Origin of the sequence: Bacteroides mucinivorans (genome assembly GCF_034654355.2) — a bacterium.
Taxonomy (GTDB): Bacteria; Bacteroidota; Bacteroidia; order Bacteroidales; family Bacteroidaceae; genus Bacteroides; species Bacteroides nordii.
The window spans coordinates 1,763,027-1,786,019 of record NZ_CP178179.1 but is presented as its reverse complement, the minus strand read 5'-3'; the positions used below and the strand labels follow the sequence as shown (position 1 = coordinate 1,786,019).

Here is a 22,993-nt window from a genome sequence, read left to right as displayed (position 1 = left end):
TATTTTTTTGCAATCTTTTGCATGATTAATTTTCTTGTTGCATCTATTTTCGTTATTCACCTATCAGGAGAACAGATAGATTCCGAGCAAAATAATAGTATATCTAAAGTTTATACAACTTTATGTAATCTTCCTTTTCAAAGATTATTTCGATTCATCAATCGTACAGATACTTACGCGATTCCAGTCCGGTTCTGAGAACATATCACCAATCCCCTGACCTTCGGCCGTAATTCGTGCAGCATCAATCTTATACTTTTTCACCAGAATAGTCTTAATAGCTTCGGCACGTGCTTTTGCCAGTTTCTCATTGAATGCCAGATTTCCTTCAGGAGAAGCATATCCTTTGATAACGACAGTTGTATTCACATGCTTATTCATATAAGAAGCTACTCGTTCTACATTGGGTAACTGCGATGCATCAACGACTGATTTTCCCTGTCGGAAAGTAATGATAGATTCAGGAATCCGACTGGTCTTTACAACCGTTTCAACAGGAACAACCTTATTGCGGCATTCATTCAGCTCACTTTGTAACTCGTTGACCTGCTGGTTGGCATTAATTAACTGATTATTCTTGTTGCCTACCTGCGAACGAAGATCATTAATAGCAAAATTCAGATCGGCTATCTCAGCAGGATCATAAGGTTTGACTTTCGTAAAATGATGTGTCCCGTTACTTGTCATAAAATGGTAAGTGATTCCGGCCGTCAGTTCAAAAGCAGCGTTATTTACGTTGAAACGGCTCTTTGCTGCATTAAAATCGCCTTCCATATCATACACAATAGCAGGTCTTACTCCTAATGTCCATGCCTTAGCCTCTCCTAAATTGAAGTTTAAATTCATGCCGAAACGAGTAGACCAGGAATTCTGATCTCCAGGACCGTTCATATAATAATGTAGCCAGCCCATACCAGCCAAAGCTTCAATTTCAAATAAACGGGGACTTCCCTGGTATCCCCCAAACAGATTCATCAAATTGACTTTACCTAACAAGCTGACATCAGAAGCATCAAATGCCGTCTTACTTTGAGTGGTGTTCACATATCCCATACCCTGAATACCCAAACCAAAAACAGGGGTAAGTTGCTTAGTTATTCCGAATCCGAAAGCCGGACGGGCATCTTTAAAGAATGAACTATGAGTCAGAGGGGTCACAGCACCAGCATTAATTCCTATAGACCAGTTATCACCAAATTTAGTTCCCTGAAGAGCAGTCTCGCCTGTCTGAGCATTTGCAGTGAATGCTCCCAGTGCAAAAGCAGATACAATAATAAATTTTTTCATAATTAAAATGCGTTAAGTTGATTATAAAATAAACATATCATACATTTCATGTTGAAAGTTTATTTATGAAAGTAAAGTCCATATATTTATAATCCATGTATCCCAAACATTATCAAGCAGATACATTGTTTCAAATTAAGAGACTAAACTTTCTATTTAATTCAATATTTAAAACAATATTCAATATCGTTTTCATATTAAAGAACATAATATATTTAATTTTAGTTCGGGGTATTAAAATGAAATTAACAACTATTTTGTTTTAAGAAGATACAGAATCAACCTTCTGTACTGCAAGAATACTTATTTCTACTTGTATTTAATCATGGTTTGTGATGAATCAACTATCTATCAAACACTGGTTAAAGTTATAGTTCTTTAATAAATTATCGGTTAAAATAAAACACATTATTAACACTCGATATTAACAATTACTTTTGTTATGCAAGAATGTACACTTTTGCTACACAAACTTGTACACTTTCACATAGCAAAAATGTACAGTTAACACAATAAAAAGTGTACACTCTTGAATCCAATGAAACAGCGCCTTTATTTCAACTGATAATCAATAATTTAGACTAACCACAACATTCAAATATCACTTTATATCTTGTTTATATAAAAATCCATACTTACTTTTTTAGCAACTAAGTAACTTCTCTAATTATTTTCAACAATAATTTTATAACAATACATTGAAACAAAATTTTAGAAAAAATAAAAAGGCTCCCAACGTATGGAAGCCTTTTTATTAAAGGTGTGTTTTATTCAAATCAATAGCAATCTCAGTACAGCGGCAACCCATATCGCCCATCTACCACCTTTTCCAATTCAGTACTTAACTGTTGTACGCGTTTGGGCTGCTCTTTTGCCAGATTATTCTTTTCACCGACATCCTTTTTCAGATCATACAATTGTGGTTCCATACTGTTACCTAATTCGATATTCACAGTCTTATTATAAGCAGGGCCCTGACCGGGACGAACATATTTCCAACGCCCGTCTGTAATAGAGAGGTTGTTTTGTGCATTCTGCAACACCAGATAGTCACGTCCTTTTTTCTCTTTTCCCATCCAGGCAGCTTTCATTGGACGACTGTCCGGTGCTGCACCTTCGGGAAGAGACTGATTCAGCATCTGGGCAAAGGTAGCAAACCAGTCAATCTGGCAAAGTAATGCGTCGGATACTCCCGGCTTAATCTGTCCCGGCCATCTCCAAATGCAAGGAACACGTGTTCCGGCTTCATAAATACTGTATTTACCACCCCGATATTCACCTCCGGGTTTATGATCGCCCAATAGTTCTACGGCCTGATCTTTATAACCGTCATCAACCACAGGACCATTATCACTGGAAATAATGACCAATGTGTTCTTATCCAATCCCAACTCTTCAAGAGTATTCAGAATTTCACCCACACTCCAGTCAAATTCCAATAAACAATCGCCACGAGGCCCCATGCCACTCTTACCTACGAATTGTGCTCCGGGAACACGAGGTACATGAGCATCTTGTGTGGCAAAATAAAGAAAGAAGGGAGCATCTTTGTGCTTTTCAATAAAAGATACGGCTTTCCCGGTCAGTGTTTCGGCTATTTTATCATCTTTCCAAAGTGCCGACTTTCCACCTTTCATAAACCCGATACGGGAAATCCCGTTGACAATGCTCATATCATGCCCGTGCGAAGGGTGCATAACCAACAACTCCGGATTATTCTTACCGGTAGGTTCACCCGGGAAGTTCTTTTTGTAACTCACCTGGATAGGATCGGCAGGATCAATATTGATCACCTGATCGTTTTCTACAAATACACAAGGCACACGATCACCGGTGGCAGCCATAATAAACGAATAGTCAAAACCAATATCATTGGTACCCGGTTTCAAGGGTTTATTCCAATCCTGTTCGCCTCCCTTATCTCCCAGGCCAAGATGCCATTTACCTACCACTCCGGTTGCATAGCCGCTTTGCTTGAACATATCCGGCATAGTATAACGCTCCGGACGGATGATTGAAGCAGCGTCACCATCGGCAATACCTGTTCCGGCTTTACGCCAGGCATATTCGCCCGTAAGCATAGCATAACGGGAAGGTGTACTCGTAGCCGCCGCGCTATGTGCATTGGTGAAACGCACACCTTGGGCAGCAGCACGATCTACATTAGGAGTGTGGATCGTTTTTGCACCATTACAACTGAAATCACCGAAACCAATATCATCGGCATAAATAAAAACTACATTGGGACGCTGAGGTTCGTTATTTTGCGCAACAATCTGTTGAGCCAGACAAGGAGTTAAAACAAGAGGAAGTACAAAATATCTTTTTTCCATAATTAATTAATATTAGATTCCGAAACAAATATCGTCATTTACAAAGAGATTTACATCCTATATCAGTCAATACTTTTTCCGTACAATGAAAAAAAAGACGTTTATGGACATATTGATAGACAAATTTGGAAACAGAGAAAGGTTGTTTTTGATAATCTTGGAAATGGATAAACAAATACTTATCTTTGGACGTTAGATAGTTAACCACTAAAACTATATAAGTTATGAAATTTTTTATCGACACAGCCAATCTGGAGCAGATACGCGAGGCATATGCACTCGGAGTGCTCGACGGAGTTACTACCAATCCTTCGCTCATGGCAAAGGAAGGAATCAAAGGTACCGAAAATCAACGTAAACATTATGTTGAAATATGCAATATTGTAGGCGGTGATGTAAGTGCGGAAGTGATAGCCACCGATTACGAAGGAATGATTCGCGAAGGTGAAGAACTTGCAGCACTCAATCCGCATATTGTAGTAAAAGTGCCTTGTATTGCCGAAGGTATTAAGGCTATTAAATATTTTACAGAAAAGGGTATCCGTACCAACTGTACACTGGTCTTCTCTACCGGGCAGGCACTATTGGCAGCCAAAGCAGGAGCTACCTACGTATCTCCCTTTGTTGGTCGGCTGGATGATATTTGTGAAGATGGCGTAGGCTTAGTTGCCGAAATCGTACGAATGTACAGATTTTATAACTATAAAACTCAGGTACTGGCTGCTTCGATACGCAGTACAAAAAATATTATGGACTGTGTAGAGGCCGGTGCAGATGTAGCCACTTGTCCGCTAAGCGCCATCAAGGGGTTGCTTAACCATCCATTGACAGATTCCGGACTCAAAAAGTTTCTGGAGGACTATAAAAAGGTAAACGGATAAGAGCCTATTTAAAATTTTCCTCAAAAGTTTTTTCTTCAGCTTCTTTTGAGTTTATTTTCGGTCTGTTTTCCCGTTTTTATTAGCTTCGCACAAAACCTCTTTTGATCATTTCATTAAGGTATAGTCATCACATAGCCCGCTATGCTCCTCATAAAAACAGAAAAACATCCTCAAAAATAACTCTCAAAACAATGCTGAGCAAAATTTAAACAGGCTCTAAAAATCCGGGGTAAACAATTTCCTGAGTCTGCCGTTATACTTATAAAAACAAGATATAACTATGGACTTAGGAAATTGGATGAATAAGATTCTCATCGGATGGGGAGTAGACCCAAAGATAGCTAACACTTTCGATGAGGCTATTATCGCTGTTTTAATGATTTGTATTGCTGTGGGGCTTGATTATCTCTGCCAAAGTATTTTTGTTGGCGGGATGAAGAAGTACACCAAGCACTCTCCGCATGTATGGAATACATTATTGATGAAACGACGTGTATTTCATAACCTCATACATACCATTCCAGGCATATTGATATATGTAATGCTTCCGATGGCTTTCGTCAGAGGAAAAGAGTTACTGCTCATTTCGCAAAAGATATGTGCTATTTACATTATCATGTCTTTGTTGCTCGCTCTGAACGGGGTTCTGCTAATGATACTGGATGTATATACAGAGAAGGCGACAGCGAAAAACCGTCCGATGAAAGGCTTCATCCAAGTATTACAGGTTCTTCTCTTCTTCGTTGGTGGTATTATCATGATTGCTATCCTCGTTAATAAATCTCCTGCCAGCCTGTTTGCCGGATTAGGTGCTTCGGCAGCCATTCTGATGTTGGTATTTAAAGATACAATTCTTGGTTTTGTAGCGGGTATTCAGCTTTCTGCCAACGATATGGTACGTCTGGGCGACTGGATCACTCTCCCTTCAGGAAATGCCAATGGAGTGGTGCAGGAAATCACATTAAATACTGTAAAAATTCAGAATTTCGACAATACGATCTCTACAGTTCCTCCATACAGCTTGGTGAGTAACCCGTTCCAAAACTGGCGTGGAATGGTAGAATCGGGTGGACGGCGTGTTATGAAGAATATCACACTCGACCTCACCACTTTGAAGTTCTGTACCCCGGAAATGCTGGATAACTTTCGGAAAGAGATTCCTTTATTGGCCGACTACCAACCGGAAGAAGGGGTAATACCTACAAACTCACAAGTTTACCGCGTCTACATAGAACGTTATCTATGCAGCCTGCCTGTAGTCAATCAGGACCTGGACCTGATTATCAGCCAGAAAGAAGCAACCGAATATGGTGTACCCATCCAGGTATACTTCTTTTCCCGCAACAAGATATGGAAAGAATATGAACGAATCCAGTCTGATATCTTCGACCATCTGCTCGCAATGGTTCCGAAGTTTGAACTCAAAGTATATCAATATTCAGATTAAGAGGTCCGCTTATGGCTCTCTTTATACTGAGTAGGTGTCTCTCCTGTGTATTGCTTGAACGCTGTACTAAAATAACGTGAGGTAGAGAATCCTGTACGCTCTGCTATCTCTGTAAAGTTGAGGTCAGTAGTAGTAATAAGCTGTATCGCCCTTTCCAGTCTGAACTTATTGATGTAATCATTGGCTCCCATATCCGTCAAGGCTTTCAGCTTATTATACAATGTAGCGCGACTCATATACATCTCTTTACAGAGAAATGCAATATCCAGTACTGAACTATCCAGATTTTCTACAATAACTTTATTCAGCTTCAGAAGGAAAGTTTCATCTGCCTGGCTGAAAGTACTTTCCTCCGGTGCCGGCAATAACCCTGCATTGAGATAACGTACTTTAGTTTGCTCTCTGTTGCGCAAACGACTGCGAATCAGTTCCAACAACATTTCTTCCTCAAACGGTTTGGTCAGATAACCATCTGCACCAATCTTGTATCCGTGCAACTGACTTTGTTCGTCATCACGTGCAGTGAGCAAAATAACCGGTATATGGCTGATGTCAATATTCTCTTTTATCTGTTTACAGAGTTCATATCCGTTCATACGTGGCATCATCACATCACTGACTACAATGTCGGGCTGGTACTTCCGAACGATTTCCAAAGCCTCTACACCATCTGCAGCAGTATATACTTGCTTGAAGTGTGCTTTCATCGTATCTCTTAGGAAATCAATCAAATCCTGATTATCATCTACTACAAGCAATGAATAATCCTTTGTTTGGAAAGTATTTGTTTCTGTATTCTTTTCTTCGTTATCATCCGTTATCAATTCGTTCAGATAGGCTTTGGGCTGACAAATAATCTCTTCTGATACTACCTGAAGCGGAAGTTCAAAGAAAAAAGTGGCACCTGCTGTATCATTGTCTCTGGCACCAATACTACCTCCATGCAACTCTGCCAATATTTTAGAATAAGACAAACCAATGCCCGTACCATTCCTTTCACCACTTCCCTGGTAGAATCGGGTGAAGAGTTTACGTATATTTACCTGCTTCAATCCACAGCCCTGATCGGATACGGAAACGCGAACCGACTGCTCATCCGGCAGAAGTTCCGTTTGAATCAAAATTTCACCACCCTCCGGACTATGTTTTAAGGCATTAATCAATAAATTGGTAAGGATGATCTCACATTTCTCCCTGTCAAAACTAACCACTGTAATCTGTTCATCCAACTGATAGCGTATATGTACGTTCCGTGCTTCTCCTTCACTTATAAAATCGGCAGAAACCTCTAATACCCAATCATTCAACTGCTGTGGGTAGACCTGCAACTTACTGACTCCAACCTCCATTTTTCGTAAATCCAACACCATGTTAAGTAAGTCTCTCATACGCTGTGACTGCCTGTAAATTCCTTTAAGCGGAACATAATTGGAATCTGTAGGTGCCAAAGATTTCAAAATACGATTGAGTGGTGCATGTATCAATGTCAATGGTGTACGGAGCTCATGACTGATATTAATAAGAAAACGTACTTTTTCTTCATACATTTGCTTTTCATGCTCCTTCATCGCCCACTTTAGCTTGTTTTCTTTACGGCGCATAGTGACCAGAAAAACCTGAATAATAACGCCGGATACAAGTAATATACAACATAGGATAAACCACCACGTCTGATACCACGGTGGTAATATGGTCAAGCTCAAAACTTGTTGTAAAGGAGTCCAGTTTCCGTCTTTTGTACTACATGAAGCCATAATCCGATAATCTCCGGGAGGTAACGAACGAATGACTAACTCCGAACTATAGGAATCAATGTACTGGTTATTCAATCCGACAATCTGGTAACGATATATTTTCTGACGGAAAATATCTTTCTCACAAGACATTACACGAACCGCAATAGACTTACTGCTCCAGGATACGGAAATACCGGTGGGATTTGCACTTAACGCATCATTTACCGACTCTCCGTTAATCAGTACATCCGTCAACTGCATTTGTGGATACTCTGAACTTTCTACCGGCAAATTCTTGTCTATCCTCAACAGTCCTCTGATGCCACCCATATAAATATCTCCCCGGGTAGAAATCAATCTGGGTTTAGACAAATATTCGTTTATAAAAACTCCGTCCGACTCACCAAACAGAATAAACCTCTTTTCATTGACAAGCCATGCAAACAACATATTGTCCGCACCTATCCATATTTTACCTCTCTGATCACACATTATGGAGGTGATCTCACCAAAAAGCGAGGTAGGTAAATGATTGTACTGACGGGTTGCCGGGTTATAACTGCTCAACCCCTGGTTGCTGCCAATCCAGAAGACACCGCGTTCGTCCCGTGATACGGCATTGATAAGCGTATCTTTGCCACAGGTATACACCGTATGTAGCTTATTAGTAGAGTGATTTAATACATAAATCCGTCTCAAATCACAAAAATAACTTACATCTGCTTCATGAGCTACCGGAAGAATTGTCCCAACCAAATCACTTCCTTCCTCTTCGATAGCTGCTTCAACCTTTCCGGAAGCGATATCATACCGGTAAATATGAGAGCCAAGCAATAGCACAGAACCCGAAGATACCTGACAAACATTTACTGTCTTCCCACTATACCGGAGCAGATTGTTTATTTCTTCGTTGTCAATGACCAACGGTTTGAGAGTTCCCGTCGATTTGTTAAAGACAAATAATCCTTTGGAGAAAAGAGAAAGTAACAATTCATTAGACGTATAGCCGGTAACAGAGGCAACCTTAGCCTTCCAGGTAGTAGGATAATGCCGGAATTTCTCTGATTCAGGATTTAATCTGTTCAACCCACCTCCATCCGTACCAATCCATATATCATCGGATACAGAATCCTGGTATAAACTAAGAACAGCATTATCACTTAATCCGTCATCATTCCCTGGTACTACATCCGTATAGGTTTTCATCGATATTTCACGAATATTGATCAGACCACCCCGGATACTACCTGCCCACATATTATTATTGACATCATTGTGCAGATATAAAATAGAATTTACAGGCAGGGAATAGCTATTACCGGGAATATGCTCAAGAATAGACATTTCTTTTGATTCGGGATCTAATATATTAATTCCTCCCCCATCGGTCCCTATCCAGAGATGATCATCTCTTTCGGTCATACATAGAACAACATCGTTATTGAGCTGAGAATTCTGAGTTGTATAAGAGGCCAGTAAAGTACCGTCTTTTGAGAAACACCGGATTCCATTATTATAGGGAGCCACCCAAATACGCTGCCGGGAGTCTATCATTATTTCCATAATCTCCTTGCCACAATCAAAAGGAGGAGAAGTTACTTGCCCGGAACGGAGATTAAGCAGTAAGACACCTTGCCAGCGACTGGCACAAAGCAGTGTTTCTGCATCCCACATGCCAATAAACGAAATGGAGAATTGAGTATCGGAAGTAAAATCCTGAAGAAGAGTGAAGGAATCATCTTTATAGCTATAAAAGTAGATTTTATTTCGTGCACCAAACAAGATCCCCTGATTTATTCTACACGAAGCATTAACTATTATATTCTGATTGTTCCGGTTTTTAATAACATCAAAATCATCGCTTTTGCGTCGGTAACGGGCTATTCCTTTATCTGTCATAATCCAAATGTTATGCAGACTGTCCTCCATGATCTGATGAACATGATTATGAGGTAATGAATTGGGATTGTCAGACTGATGTATATAACGTTTTAACTCATGCCCGTCGAAACGCCCCAAACCAGCTTTTGTCCCGATCCATACAAATCCTTTCTTTTCGGCATAAATACACCGCACCGTAGAGGGTAAACCCTCATTTAAGGATATCTGTTTGAAATAATAATGACTGGCTTTCAGATTATTAGAATAAAGAAACAAGCCTATTATCAAACAAAAGAGACGAAAGTTATTAGATATTTTCATAAGTAAGATTCGTATGTGATCAGGGCAAAAATAAACGTTTCTTTCTCTTCTACCAAAAAAAGAGTATTAAAAGAGCGGCCAGTTCGGATCATCCGTATGAGCTTCCAACATGATAGCTTTCAATTCTTCTGCCTTTTCCGGATATTTATTCAGTAGATTATACTTCTCAGAAGGATCTGACGCCAGATTATAAAGTTCATAATATGGCTTTTCACCACGGATATTCATATGCACTAATTTCCACGACCCTTTACGTACCGCCTGACGCCCATTCAGTTCCTGAAACTCGAAATACAGGTATTCATGCTCTTTCTGCCCTTTTCTATTTTCAAGCAAAGGAAGCATGCTCACACCATCCATCTCTTTGATAGCAGCTTTTGGATTCAAAAGCTCTTCAAAAGTAGGCATAAGATCCCAAAAAGAACACATAAAATTTGTTTCCGTACCCGCCTGGATATGTCCCGGCCAGGAAATAATCATAGGAACACGAATTCCTCCCTCATACAAATCGCGCTTATAGCCACGCCAGATACCGTTACTATTAAAGAAATCCGGATCGGCTCCCCCTTCTCTATGAGGCCCGTTATCACTGGCGAAGATAATAATCGTATTATCGTATATTCCTTTATCCTTCAGCTTTTGTACCAATTGACCAACGTATACATCGAGCCGGTAAATCATTGCAGCAAATGTAGCACGGGGATTGAGTTGGGTACAATATCCTCCTTTACGAAATGCAGGACTTCCGGGTTCAAATCCTTTGTATGGAACCTCCGGAAATTTACCACGAAATTTATTTATAATACTATCTTCGGGTACAATCAGTTCGGCATGTGGAATGATAGTAGGATAAAATAAGAAGAAAGGTTCTTCCTGCTTCCTGTTATCTAAAAAAGAAAGTGCTTTAGAATGAATCAAATCCTGAGAATAGGTTCCTTTGCCATATTCCACTTCCAGTACATTATCTTTGAGTTCAATACGTTGATCGTTTTCCCATAAATGATCGGGGTAATAACTATGAGCCAGTAACTGACAGTTATAACCATAAAAATGATCGACACCTTGTTTATTGGGGTCACCTGTGGAACCTACGAATCCCAACCCCCACTTACCAAACGTACCGGTTTCATAACCTGCATCTTTGAATAAATGAAAAATAGTACGGGAGTCTGCCGGTAAAGGAAACTGCCCTTCGGGATTCAATTCCTTATTCCCCCGGATAGCCGTATGACCGCTATGAGTACCTGTCAACAGGCATGATCGTGAAGGAGCACTGACCGTTGTACCGGAATAACATTGCGTGAAACGCATTCCATTCTGAGCTAACAGATCGATATTGGGAGTATCAAATTTTTCTTGCCCGTAACAGCTCAGATCACCATAACCCAGGTCATCAGCCAGAATAAAAACAACATTAGGACGTTGGGAAGTTTTTGATTTCTTTTTCTGTGCAAAGCCCGGTTGAATTCCGGAAAAACCGATAAGTAATACGCTTCCGTATAAAATTTTGTTTCTCATTATGTACTAATATTTAAGATTTTCGTCACAAAGATAAGGTTTTCCATGAAAAGGCTTTTCCATTTTTGTCTTTTGATATGTTCGAATTTGTCTAAAGTCGTCCAATCCGGATTTTATTATCCGTTTTTCAAAGAAAACCTGATACTAAGAAAATAAATCACACGTTATTATTACAATTGAACAATCATCTTTGCTAAATTATTAATCATATTTATATGAAAAAGCTCTATTTATCTATTCTGGCTGCCCTATTCATTGTAGGTGCCCGCGCAGAGAAGCCGGATAACACTCCCTCTCTTTCCATCTGGTTTGATACTCCCAACAACCTTGACGGACGTGCTATCTGGCAAAGAGCCGATGGTAAAGGTGAAAACCCGGATAAAGCCTGGGAAACAAGTTCACTACCTTTGGGAAATGGTAGTCTTGGAGCCAACATTATGGGTTCTATTGCTGCCGAACGTATTACATTAAACGAAAAGACCCTATGGAAGGGTGGACCAAATACTTCCGGCGGAGCAGACTATTATTGGAATGTAAATAAACAATCGGCACCAATATTAAGAGAAATACGCCAGGCATTCACAGATGGTGACCAAAAACGGGCAGAGATACTGACCCGTAAAAATTTTAATGGTCTGGCAGCTTATGAAGAAAAGGACGAGACTCCCTTCCGTTTCGGCTCGTTCACTACCATGGGAGAGGTATATGTGGAAACCGGATTAAGTGAAATCGGCATGAGTGATTACAAACGTATTTTGTCATTGGATTCAGCCATGGCAACAGTCTGTTTCCTTAAAGACGGAATTCAATATCAAAGAAACTATTTTATCTCTTATCCGGACAGTGTGATGGTGATGAGATTTACCGCGGACAAACCGGGAATGCAAAATCTCACATTCAGCTACAGCCCCAATACTGAGGCACAAGGAAAAATAGAAGCAGATGGAACAAACGGTCTTTGTTACGCCGGAAAGTTAAATAATAATCAAATGAAGTTTGCACTTCGGTTCCGGGCCATAAATAAAGGAGGAACAGTAAGAGTTGAAAACGGAAAACTCGTGATAAAAGATGCAAACGAAGTTGTGTTTCTACTCACAGCCGATACGGATTATAAAATGAACTATAACCCGGACTTCAACACTCCGGAAACGTATGTGGGAAATAACCCGTCAGAAACTACCCGAAACATGATGAAGCAAGTGGAAGCAAAGACTTACGAAGCACTTTACCTTCGCCACCAAAATGACTATACTGCACTCTTCAACCGTGTAAAATTGAGCCTGAATCCTCAAGTGCCCATTGCAGACCTGCCTACTGATCAACGGCTGAAGCACTATCGCCAGGGAACCCCGGACTATTATTTAGAACAACTTTATTATCAATACGGACGTTATCTGCTAATAGCCAGTTCACGTCCCGGAAATATGCCGGCAAACCTGCAAGGCATATGGCACAATAACCTGGATGGCCCATGGAGAGTAGATTATCATAACAACATTAACATCCAGATGAACTACTGGCCTGCCTGCTCCACCAATCTGGACGAATGCATGTTACCTTTAATTGACTTTATACGTGGATTAGTGAAACCCGGAGAAAAAACAGCAAAAGCGTATTTTAATGCGCGTGGGTGGACGGCTTCTATTTCTGCAAATATCTTTGGATTCACCGCTCCCCTATCCAGTGAACAGATGGAATGGAATTTCAACCCAATGGCCGGCCCCTGGCTGGCTACACACATTTGGGAATATTATGATTATACGCGTGACAAAAAATTTCTTTCAGAAATAGGATATCCATTGATAAAAAGTAGTGCACAGTTCACCGCTGACTACTTGTGGCATAAACCGGATGGAACATATACAGCAGCCCCTTCTACTTCCCCTGAACATGGTCCGGTGGATCAGGGGGCTACCTTCGTACATGCGGTCGTACGGGAAATCCTTTTAGATGCCATTTCAGCAAGTAAGATATTAGGAGTAGATGCAAAAGAACGCAAACAATGGGAAAATATATTAAAGAACCTGGCTCCTTATCAGATTGGACGATACGGACAACTGATGGAGTGGTCAGTAGATATTGATGATCCTAACGACAAGCACCGCCACGTTAACCACTTATTCGGGTTACACCCGGGACATACTCTATCTCCCATTACAACTCCGGAATTGGCTCAGGCTGCCAAGGTGGTATTGCAACACCGGGGTGACGGTGCTACCGGTTGGAGTATGGGATGGAAGTTAAATCAATGGGCAAGGTTACAAGATGGAAATCACGCCTATATGTTATTCGGAAATTTATTAAAGAACGGAACCTTGGACAATTTGTGGGATACCCATGCTCCCTTCCAGATTGATGGAAACTTCGGAGGGACAGCAGGCATTACAGAGATGTTGTTACAAAGCCATATGGGATTTATTCAATTGTTGCCGGCACTTCCTGATGCCTGGAAAGAAGGTTCAATCAATGGCATTTGTGCCAAAGGTAATTTTGAAGTCTCTATCGCCTGGGAAAATAACCAACTAAAAGAAGCAACTGTCACATCAAAAGCCGGGGCACCTTGTACTATTAAATATGGTGACCAAACTCTCTCATTCAAAACTCAGAAAGGACAGAGCTACAAAATTGTAGGAGAAGGGGGGAAAATTAGGAGGGAGTGATGAGTGAAGTGATGAGTGATTAGTGATGAGTGATGAGTGGCTGCGCTATTATGCCGCATGGCACTAATCACTCATCACTAATCACTCATCACTATTTATCACGCTATCGTCACCGCCGGATCAAGATAAACATCCTGAATGGCATTCAATAATTCGACACCTTTATTCATCGGTTTCTGGAAAGCTTTACGTCCACTAATCAGCCCCATACCTCCGGCGCGTTTATTAACAACAGCTGTAACTACGGCATCTCTTAAATCGGAAGAGCCATGAGATTCTCCACCGGAATTTATTAATCCAACGCGTCCCATATAGCCATTGGCTACCTGATAACGGCAAAGATCAATAGGATGTTCCGAAGCTAACTGTGTATACATACGTTCGTCTGTTTTACCAAAACCAATAGCAGTAAAGCCACCATTGTTTACAGGAAGTTTCTGTTTTACAATATCAGCTTTGATAGTCACACCAAGACGGTCAGCCTGTCCGGTAAGGTCAGCAGCAGCATGATAATCCACACCATCTTTCTTGAAATCGCTATTACGCAAATAACACCACAAGATAGTTGCCATACCTAATTCATGGGCGTAATCAAACGCTTCAGCTATCTCCACCAATTGACGGCGGCTCTGCTCAGAACCAAAATAAATAGTAGCACCTACAGCTACAGCCCCCATTTCCCAGGCTTCTTTCACAGTGCCAAACAGTACCTGATCATACGTAGTAGGATAACTTAACAACTCGTTATGATTCAACTTCACCACAAAAGGAATCTTATGTGCATACTTACGTGCCACAGCACCCAATATACCAAAGGTAGAAGCTACGGCGTTACATCCTCCTTCAATAGCCAGTTTCACAATGTTCTCCGGATCGAAATAAATCGGATTCGGAGCAAAAGAAGCTCCCGCTGTATGTTCAATATCCTGATCAACAGGAAGAATAGAAACATAACCGGTATTGGCCAGACGACCATGTCCGAGAATCGTTTGTAAACTACGTAAAGTCTGTATATTACGGTCAGAATCTATCCAAATACGATCAATCGTTTCGGAAGAAGGGATATGAATCATCGATTTATCTATAGTCTTGCAAGTATGGTCAAGGTAATATGCAGCCTTGTCACCCAATAAATCTGTTATTTTACTCATAATGTTGTTTTTTTAAATTAATAAAACCAGTAGTTGAAAGTTAGTATCCCAACTACTTTTTCTTACCCTGATTAGCCACTGCTTCCATCAGTTTTTTTATTTCTTCAGGATCACCCAGAAAATAATCATTCACCAGATTGAGATCATCGTCGAACTCGAAAACATAAGGCACTGCTGTCGGAAGATTTAAATTCACAATATCTTCATCAGAGATATGTTTCAGATGTTTGATAATCCCCCGTAAACTGTTTCCATGAGCTACAACAAGTAACTGATCAGCAGTTTTCAGATTTGGAAAAATGATACACTTCCAGTAAGGCATAATACGCTCAATGGTTTCTTTAAGAGACTCCGTACGGGGTAATTCGGTATCAGGAACTTCCTTATAACGATTTTCAAAACGAGGATTGCGCGAATCATCTTCTGCCAAAGCATGAGGAGCCACATCATAGCTACGACGCCAGACCAATACTTGTTCATCACCATATTTAGCAGCTGTTTCGGCTTTGTTCAATCCTTGCAATGCACCATAATGTTTCTCATTCAAGCGCCAGGTTTTCTCCACCGGAATCCAGTCCTGATCCAACTTATCTAATGCGCAATTCAATGTTTTCACTGCCCGTTTAAGATAAGAAGTGTAGGCTTTATCAAAATTAAAACCATTTTCTTTCAACAACTCACCTGCTCTGTTGGCTTCAGTAATACCTTTCTCTGTAAGATCTACATCTGTCCATCCAGTGAAACGATTCTCTTTATTCCACGCACTTTCTCCGTGGCGAAGCAAAACTATTTTTTTCATCTGTCATTACTCCTTTCTATTTTAGTATACAACACTTTTAGCAAGAGCAAAGTTCACAATAAGAGATAAAGTTGTCAATACCCAAAAATACTGATTTATTATTCTCTTTCTCAATTCAAATGCGTATTTTTACAGCGTTAAAAAATACCGAATAAAAAGATACCACTTTGAATACAAACAAACAGTCAGACAGCGAATTTATCTTTAAACTGATGAACAAAGCAAATATGGGATGGTGGGAAGCCGATTTAAAAACAGAAAGTTATGTCTGCTCCGAATTCATTTCCAACTTACTAGGACTCGACAGTGACGGAATCATCAGTTTTGAAGATTTCAACAAACGCATTTTAAAAGAAGACCAAAATCATACCAGTCCACTTTCTTCCATTGAAATACAGCAAACGATTGAAGAAGTATATCTTCTTAATACCCCCAAAGGCAGTGTGTGGATACGTAGTAAAAAATGTTTTGAGGAGACTGATGAAGAGGGGAATACAAAAATATATGGTATCGCCGAGGCACAAGACGGGCCTAATATGACTACTGCCTATCAGGCACTAAAGTATAGCGAACGCATTCTGCATAATATTTATAAAAATCTTCCGGTAGGAATCGAACTATACAATAAAGAGGGTTATCTGATAGACCTCAATAAGAAGGAGTTAGATTTATTTCATATCCCCGATAAACAACATGTTCTGGGAGTTAATATTTTCGATAATCCCATCTTTCCGGAAGAGATAAAAGAAAAAGTAAGAAATCATGAAGACGCTGATGTTACATATCGCTACGACTTCTCCAAATTGAATGGATATTATAAATCTCTGCAAACTCAAGGTACAATAGATTTAATGACAAAGGTTACTACTTTGTATGATAATAACGGGAGTCCCACCAACTTCCTGTTAATCAATGCAGATAAGACCGAAGATACAATGGCATATAATAAAATCCAGGAGTTTAAAAGCTTTTTTGATCTTGTGGGCGATTATGCCAAAGTAGGTTATGCACATTTTGACGGACTAAGCCGGGACGGCTACGCACTCAAAAGCTGGTTTCGGAATGTAGGAGAAAAAGAAGGTACACCACTAACACAAATTATCGGTATCCATTCTCATTTTCATCCTGAAGACCGTGCCGTAATGATCAACTTCCTTGATGATGTAGTGAAAGGTACTGCTTCAAAACTATGCCGGGATGTCCGTATTCGCCGGGAAGACGGACATTACACATGGACACGCGTGAATGTTCTTGTCAGGAATTATCGTCCACAGGATAATATCATTGAAATGTTATGCATTAACTTTGATATTACCGAGCTCAAAGAAACTGAAATGAAACTTACTAAGGCCAAAGAAAAAGCAGAAGAGTCTGACCATCTGAAATCAGCCTTCCTTGCCAATATGAGCCACGAAATACGTACACCTCTAAATGCAATTATAGGTTTTTCAAGTTTACTGCAAGAAGCTACCAGTCCGGAAGAAAAAAAACAATATGTAGACATCATAGAAGAGAACAACCGACTACTATTACAGTTAATTTCAGATATTCTTGACCTCTCCAAAATAGAATCGGGTACTGTTGAAATGTGTCCGGGAAAAATGGAAATACGACAACTCTGTGCAGATCTGATAAGTACATTGCGAATCAGGGCTGAAGAGAATGTAGAATTACGTATCGCCCCAAACTTACCGAAACTACACATTATAAGTGACAAAAACAGGATACATCAGGTATTAATGAATTTCGTAACCAACGCTATGAAATTCACCTCTGAGGGAAGTATTACTTTAGGATATGAAATTCATGAGAAAGAAGTAAAGTTCTATGTAATAGATACAGGCATCGGAATTGAACCGGAAAAACAAGAAGAAGTATTCGAACGTTTCGTTAAACTCAACTATTTTATTCCGGGTACTGGTTTAGGACTTTCTATCTGTCAAAGCATTGCCACACAATTGGGTGGTAAAATTGGTCTTGAATCAGAACCGGGTAAAGGCTCCTGTTTTTGGTTCACTCACCCATTAAACTAAATAACGCTCGTCATATTTTAGTGGATAGAGGTTGCAAATGTCCATCATACCTGAAAGAAGGTAAACATTGCTCTTCTATCCACTAAAATTTCATTTATAACTTGAATAATTAAAAATAAAACCTTGCTCTTATCTATTTCTTTTCAAGAAAATACGATTTGAAATTACATCCGGTAACTCAGATTCATAATGTGTCACCATGATCATCGTTTTGTCCCGCCGACGGCAAAAAGCTTCAATCACCGTCTTCACTCGCCGGCGATTAAATGTATCAAGTCCATGAAGTGGCTCATCCAGAATCAGTAGCTCAGGATCCTTAACAAATGCACGTGCCAATAATGCCAAGCGTTGTTCACCACTCGATAACTGTAGGAAAGGTTTATCTTTTAACCGGACAATGCCGAAAATATCCATCCACCACTCACATATCGCTATCTGCTTCTGCTGCGGACGTTTATAAAGTCCGATACTATCATGCAATCCGCTTGCCACAATCTCAATAGTAGGCAGATTTTTCAAATAAGCCCGGTGCATTTCAGGACTCACATAACCAATGTGCTTTTTTATCTCCCAAATACTTTCTCCCGTACCGCGTTTACGCCCAAACAAGCTGATATCGCAAGCATACGATTGCGGATTGTCGGCACAAACAAGACTGAGCAAAGTAGACTTTCCTGCACCATTCTCTCCACTGAGCGCCCATTTTTCACCCCGACGTACAACCCAGTCAAGCTCCTTAAGAATGATACGGTCTCCATAACGAATACTGACTTTGTTTAATCTTACGACCTCTTCCGAATCATAATTCGTACTTTCGTAAGGTAAATCAATAATACGTTGCTGTAGTTCTGTGAACGGTTCTTCCATCACATGTTCGCGATATCTCTCCAAATAGTCTTCACGAGGTATTTTATCATACACAGTCAAATGATCTACAGGAATAACATGAGTTATAAATGAAGGCACATCGTCCAACATTGATAGTATGAGAACGATCTGTACAGACGACAACTTCGTAAGACGTTCAAGCAGACTGAAAAGCAGTTCACGCGTAGGTGCATCCAATCCTATAAAAGGATTATCCATAACAAGTACCCGTGGAGAAGTAAGCAACGCTTTTGTCAGCTGAAATTTTCTTAATTCCCCACTCGAAAGCAGAATTATCTTTTTATCCAGCATCGGTTCAATGCGAAACAGTTCAAACAGTTCCTGTTTCAGAGCCTCATCTTTTATCTCTCCCAACATTTCACGAACTTCGGGTGCATCATCCTGATCGTGCGCATTCCAACGCTGCTGATAGTAATAATTAGCATCCGCTGCCCCATAAGTATCACGAAAAGCAATATATTTTACATTGTCATATACCGTATTGGTAACAGACGGGGAGAAGTCGTACACTAAACTTCCTTCCTTTAGCGGATACTTTCCCAAAAGCGTATCCACCAACAAACTCTTTCCACCTCCATTAGGTCCCACCACAGCAACATGTTCTCCTGCTGACAGTGCCACCGTTACCGGTTGTGCCAAACGAATAAGCGGGTTGCGTGTTACGCCCCCCGCTATACTAATAGTATTCTGTATCATCTGTTTTATTTATACATTATCAATGCCGACTGTGCAGGAACAGTAATTTCTGGTCCGTACAACATTCCCATACCACGGCTATCAATTGCTCCATCACGGCAAACTACTGTATATTTACCTTCCGGTACCGTCAACTTCGCCGGAGTATTACGTGAATTATAGGCCACAACAATCTCTTCCCATTTATCTCCGTTAGCATAATCTTTCAAACGGAATGCCACCAGGTTACTACCTTCTACAGGAATAAATTCCAGATGCTTACGTACCAGATCAGCATCTCCCATACGAAAAGCAGGATGTGATTTGCGTAAGTCTATCAACCGTTTGTAGTACGTAAACACATCGTTATTTGTTGTTTTGCGTTTCCAGTCGATAGCATTAATAGAATCCGGACTCTCATAACTATTGTGTACTCCCTTTTTATCACGCATGACCTCTTCGCCTGCCTGAATAAAAGGCACACCTTGTGAAGTAAATACTACTGTCTGAGCCAGCTTGTCCAGACGTGCCAATAAATCCGGAGTGATTTCCGGGACGCTTGATTTCAAACGATCTACCAGACACATATCATCGTGACAAGATACATAGCTAATCATTTGAGTAGGCTGTAATGCCCACGGTGCCTTACTATAATTCACCGAATCATAATTAATTTGCGGATGTTGGATAGCTCCCACAATACCAAATTTCAGACTTTCTTCTCCTCCGGGTAGCCCAGCGAGGAATGCACCTTTATGGTTATCATTGAACGGCCCTCTCAACCCATCGCGTAATTCATCAGAGAATGCAGCAATGCCTGGCATCTCATGCACATTTGCCTTCATAGCCAACGAATCAGCCAGATATTTAGGAGCTTCTGCTGCCCATCCTTCTCCATATATATAAATAGAAGGATCTACCTTATCCACCGCTTTACGAATCTCGTTCATTGTCTCTATATCGTGGATTCCCATCAGGTCAAAACGAAAACCATCGATATGATATTCATTAATCCAGTACAATACCGATTCAATCATATACTTACGCATCATAGCACGGTCACTTGCAGTCTCATTCCCGCAACCGGAACCATTGGCCAATGTTCCGTCTTCCTTATGACGATAAAAATAGCCAGGCGCAGTACGTTCAAAGTTACTGTCGGCCGTGTTGAATGTATGATTGTACACCACATCAAGTACTACACGGATACCTGCTTTATGCAGAGCCTGCACCATCTGTTTGAATTCCTTAATACGTACAGCTGGATTGTATGGATCAGTAGAGTATGAACCGTCCGGTACATTATAGTTCTGAGGATCATATCCCCAGTTATATTTATTCTCGTTCAGCTTTGTTTCATCCACGGAAGCATAATCATAAGATGGCAACAGGTGTACATGTGTCACTCCCAACTCTATCAAATGATCTATTCCCGTCAACAATTTATCAGGATTCATTGTACCACGCTCTGTCAATGCAAGGAATTTTCCCTTGTTCTTTATACCCGAAGCAGAATCTACTGAAAAATCCCGGTGATGCATCTCATAAAGAATAATATCTGCCGGTGACTTTAATTCCGGACGGGTATCTGTATCCCATCCTTCAGGGTCGGTATCCCTCATATTGATAATTGCAGCACGTTTACCATTCACCCCTACTGCTTTGGCATTGATTCCAGGTGTATCACCCAACCACTTATCATTCACTTTCACATTGAAAGTATAAAATTTCCCCAGTAAGTCCTTATCCACTGTAACCGTCCAGGTACCTTCTTCGCCCGATACTAATGGCACTGTTTCATAAGCATGCCCACCTTCTCCGGCCTCAAACAACATCAACCGTACTTCATCTGCGGTTGGAGCCCAAAGAGAAAACTTTGTAGCAGCAGGTGTATATTCCATCTCCGTCAGATTTCCCGAACGTACGGGGTACAGTTCATAAGAAGTATATTCCTTTTTTGCAGGAGTACAACTCATTGCCACAACTGTTGTCACTCCAATTATTGCCAGATAATTAAACTTCATAGCATCCTTAATATATTTAAAATTCAAATTTCCTGTTTTTAAAACAATTCACCTCACCTTGTCCGGATTCTTAGCTATAAAATCTTTCCATCCGTGATAACCCTTCTCTATCGTAGGGCGTCCCATCTGAAGGAAATGACAATAAGCTGCTGCCAATCCGTCTGTAGCATCCATAAAAACAGGCATCTCTTCCTTTGCCAAATGGAGCATTCGTTGCAACATATCCGCCACCTGCTCTTTCGACGCCTGACCATTACCTGTAATTGCCATTTTTATTTTCAGCGGAGCATACTCCGTAATCGGAATATCTCTGCTCAATGCTGCTGCCATTGCCACTCCCTGTGCACGTCCAAGCTTCAGCATCGACTGTACATTTTTCCCAAAGAAAGGTGCCTCAATAGCCAGTTCATCCGGCAAATAACTCTCAATAATGCTTAATACACGTTCGTGTATATGTCTAAGCTTCAAATAGTGATCACCAAATTTACGCAAGTCGATAACTCCCATAGCAACCATTTCAGGCTTTGTGCCCGTTACCCGCAAAATCCCATACCCCATAATGGTAGTACCAGGATCGATGCCCAGAATTATCTTTTCTTTGACCGGTTGTATCACTCTATTACCTCCATCAGTGTAGGAAATCCAATTGCCTTATCTTTAAATGTTTTTGATAATTCTTCATTCAGTTTCACCCCTTGCTCCAAGTGCCAGCGATGCAACACTCCACTACTCTCCACTTCCCACTGTAAAGAATAAGATGTACCCTCATCCCGATGGCTTAGTATCCGACAAAGACGTGGTGACTTCAACGCTCCATATTTCTCTATTTCAGGGATATAACATTCTTTGATCCATATCAAAAAATTATCGTGAATCTCATCATCCACTTGAAAGGTTGTATTATAGATAAGCATATTTTCTTTTTTGATTATTATTTACCGCAAACATAGCAATTATTTCAGAATAATGCATTATATTTGCGCCACGAAAACGGAACAAAGCCTGCAATCGTTGACGTAACTTAATTGGGGGGTTAGCTCATCTGGCTAGAGCGCAACACTGGCAGTGTTGAGGTGATCGGTTCGAGTCCGATACTCTCCACCTCTTCTAAAGGTTATACAGCATAGTTTTTGCATCTTTCTAAATTAATCTCAAATATAAGTTATCATTATTATTGCTAAGCCCCCAAAGAACAATTTGGTATTAGAAGCACTATCAGATACTTTCATCAAGAGTTTTAAAGGAAGATATATCATCATAAAGAATACTTCATTCATCTATAGATTGATTATAACTCTAAATTTTACAGTTTCGGAACCTACAATTCAAACCACTTTTTTCATTTATAACAGAGAATAA

14 protein-coding genes and 1 tRNA gene are annotated in these 22,993 nt (G+C 40.3%); 5 read left to right on the top strand and 10 right to left on the bottom strand.

Features of this window, described 5'->3' with window-relative positions; translation table 11 throughout:
* Positions 1-144 precede the first annotated feature (144 nt).
* A complete protein-coding gene (locus VCM39_RS06190) occupies positions 145-1,287 on the bottom strand; it encodes an OmpA family protein (protein WP_322933328.1) in 1,143 nt (380 codons plus the stop codon).
* Positions 1,288-2,075: 788 nt separating this feature from the next.
* Positions 2,076-3,620, bottom strand: a complete 1,545-nt coding sequence (locus VCM39_RS06185; RefSeq protein WP_195448894.1) for a sulfatase family protein — start codon at positions 3,618-3,620, stop codon at positions 2,076-2,078.
* 224 nt (positions 3,621-3,844) lie between these two features.
* Here VCM39_RS06185 and fsa point away from each other — a divergent pair, with 224 nt between their 5' ends.
* A complete protein-coding gene (gene fsa / locus VCM39_RS06180; RefSeq protein WP_002561134.1) occupies positions 3,845-4,501 on the top strand; it encodes a fructose-6-phosphate aldolase in 657 nt (218 codons plus the stop codon).
* A gap of 280 nt (positions 4,502-4,781) precedes the next feature.
* Entirely contained in the window at positions 4,782-5,948 is a 1,167-nt protein-coding gene (locus VCM39_RS06175) for a mechanosensitive ion channel family protein (protein WP_007486414.1), read from the top strand.
* Here VCM39_RS06175 and VCM39_RS06170 read toward each other — a convergent pair.
* Both VCM39_RS06170 and VCM39_RS06165 read right to left on the bottom strand, forming a co-directional pair.
* Positions 5,945-9,886, bottom strand: a complete 3,942-nt coding sequence (locus VCM39_RS06170) for a response regulator (protein ID WP_322933327.1) — start codon at positions 9,884-9,886, stop codon at positions 5,945-5,947. The two genes, VCM39_RS06175 and VCM39_RS06170, sit on opposite strands and share 4 nt — an antisense overlap.
* 66 nt (positions 9,887-9,952) lie before the next feature.
* Positions 9,953-11,404 (bottom strand): arylsulfatase, encoded by a 1,452-nt coding sequence (locus VCM39_RS06165; protein ID WP_221649803.1) that lies wholly within the window; start codon positions 11,402-11,404, stop codon positions 9,953-9,955.
* 215 nt (positions 11,405-11,619) lie between these two features.
* Between VCM39_RS06165 and VCM39_RS06160 the strand changes: the two genes are divergently transcribed.
* Entirely contained in the window at positions 11,620-14,064 is a 2,445-nt protein-coding gene (locus VCM39_RS06160; RefSeq protein WP_322933326.1) for a glycosyl hydrolase family 95 catalytic domain-containing protein, read from the top strand.
* A 98-nt stretch (positions 14,065-14,162) separates the two neighbouring features.
* On the opposite strand, the gene VCM39_RS06155 is transcribed toward VCM39_RS06160, so the two are convergent.
* Both VCM39_RS06155 and gpmA read right to left on the bottom strand, forming a co-directional pair.
* A complete protein-coding gene (locus VCM39_RS06155) occupies positions 14,163-15,215 on the bottom strand; it encodes a class I fructose-bisphosphate aldolase (protein ID WP_007486405.1) in 1,053 nt (350 codons plus the stop codon).
* A 52-nt stretch (positions 15,216-15,267) separates the two neighbouring features.
* Entirely contained in the window at positions 15,268-16,014 is a 747-nt protein-coding gene (gene gpmA, locus VCM39_RS06150; protein WP_289291334.1) for a 2,3-diphosphoglycerate-dependent phosphoglycerate mutase, read from the bottom strand.
* Between the two features lie 212 nt (positions 16,015-16,226).
* Between gpmA and VCM39_RS06145 the strand changes: the two genes are divergently transcribed.
* Positions 16,227-18,047 (top strand): PAS domain-containing sensor histidine kinase, encoded by a 1,821-nt coding sequence (locus VCM39_RS06145; protein ID WP_323674006.1) that lies wholly within the window; start codon positions 16,227-16,229, stop codon positions 18,045-18,047.
* 129 nt (positions 18,048-18,176) lie between these two features.
* Here the strand turns inward: VCM39_RS06145 and VCM39_RS06140 are convergent, their stop codons facing one another.
* From VCM39_RS06140 to VCM39_RS06125, 4 genes are read right to left on the bottom strand one after another with little or no spacing between them, the layout of a single operon-like run.
* On the bottom strand, positions 18,177-19,631 hold the full coding sequence (locus tag VCM39_RS06140; protein ID WP_289291336.1) for an ATP-binding cassette domain-containing protein: 1,455 nt from the start codon (positions 19,629-19,631) through the stop codon (positions 18,177-18,179).
* A gap of 5 nt (positions 19,632-19,636) precedes the next feature.
* Positions 19,637-21,634 carry a type I pullulanase gene (gene pulA / locus VCM39_RS06135; protein ID WP_323674005.1) on the bottom strand — a complete coding sequence of 666 codons (1,998 nt, stop codon included), beginning with the start codon at positions 21,632-21,634 and terminating at the stop codon, positions 19,637-19,639.
* A gap of 48 nt (positions 21,635-21,682) precedes the next feature.
* Positions 21,683-22,249 (bottom strand): crossover junction endodeoxyribonuclease RuvC, encoded by a 567-nt coding sequence (gene ruvC / locus VCM39_RS06130; RefSeq protein WP_002561125.1) that lies wholly within the window; start codon positions 22,247-22,249, stop codon positions 21,683-21,685.
* Positions 22,246-22,548: a DUF4286 family protein gene (locus VCM39_RS06125; protein WP_221649808.1), complete on the bottom strand. Its 303-nt coding sequence runs from the start codon at positions 22,546-22,548 to the stop codon at positions 22,246-22,248. Before VCM39_RS06125 ends, ruvC begins: the two co-directional genes overlap by 4 nt.
* Positions 22,549-22,661: 113 nt before the next feature.
* Here VCM39_RS06125 and VCM39_RS06120 point away from each other — a divergent pair.
* Positions 22,662-22,735 (top strand) — tRNA-Ala (locus tag VCM39_RS06120).
* Positions 22,736-22,993: the final 258 nt, after the last annotated feature.

Bases quoted from the DNA above. Each gene is read 5' to 3' on its own strand.
- VCM39_RS06190 (WP_322933328.1), bottom strand. From the start codon at position 1,287: ATGAAAAAATTTATTATTGTATCTGCTTTTGCACTGGGAGCATTCACT.
- VCM39_RS06185 (WP_195448894.1), bottom strand. From the start codon at position 3,620: ATGGAAAAAAGATATTTTGTACTTCCTCTTGTTTTAACTCCTTGTCTG.
- fsa (WP_002561134.1), top strand. From the start codon at position 3,845: ATGAAATTTTTTATCGACACAGCCAATCTGGAGCAGATACGCGAGGCA.
- VCM39_RS06175 (WP_007486414.1), top strand. From the start codon at position 4,782: ATGGACTTAGGAAATTGGATGAATAAGATTCTCATCGGATGGGGAGTA.
- VCM39_RS06170 (WP_322933327.1), bottom strand. From the start codon at position 9,886: ATGAAAATATCTAATAACTTTCGTCTCTTTTGTTTGATAATAGGCTTG.
- VCM39_RS06165 (WP_221649803.1), bottom strand. From the start codon at position 11,404: ATGAGAAACAAAATTTTATACGGAAGCGTATTACTTATCGGTTTTTCC.
- VCM39_RS06160 (WP_322933326.1), top strand. From the start codon at position 11,620: ATGAAAAAGCTCTATTTATCTATTCTGGCTGCCCTATTCATTGTAGGT.
- VCM39_RS06155 (WP_007486405.1), bottom strand. From the start codon at position 15,215: ATGAGTAAAATAACAGATTTATTGGGTGACAAGGCTGCATATTACCTT.
- gpmA (WP_289291334.1), bottom strand. From the start codon at position 16,014: ATGAAAAAAATAGTTTTGCTTCGCCACGGAGAAAGTGCGTGGAATAAA.
- VCM39_RS06145 (WP_323674006.1), top strand. From the start codon at position 16,227: ATGAACAAAGCAAATATGGGATGGTGGGAAGCCGATTTAAAAACAGAA.
- VCM39_RS06140 (WP_289291336.1), bottom strand. From the start codon at position 19,631: ATGATACAGAATACTATTAGTATAGCGGGGGGCGTAACACGCAACCCG.
- pulA (WP_323674005.1), bottom strand. From the start codon at position 21,634: ATGAAGTTTAATTATCTGGCAATAATTGGAGTGACAACAGTTGTGGCA.
- VCM39_RS06125 (WP_221649808.1), bottom strand. From the start codon at position 22,548: ATGCTTATCTATAATACAACCTTTCAAGTGGATGATGAGATTCACGAT.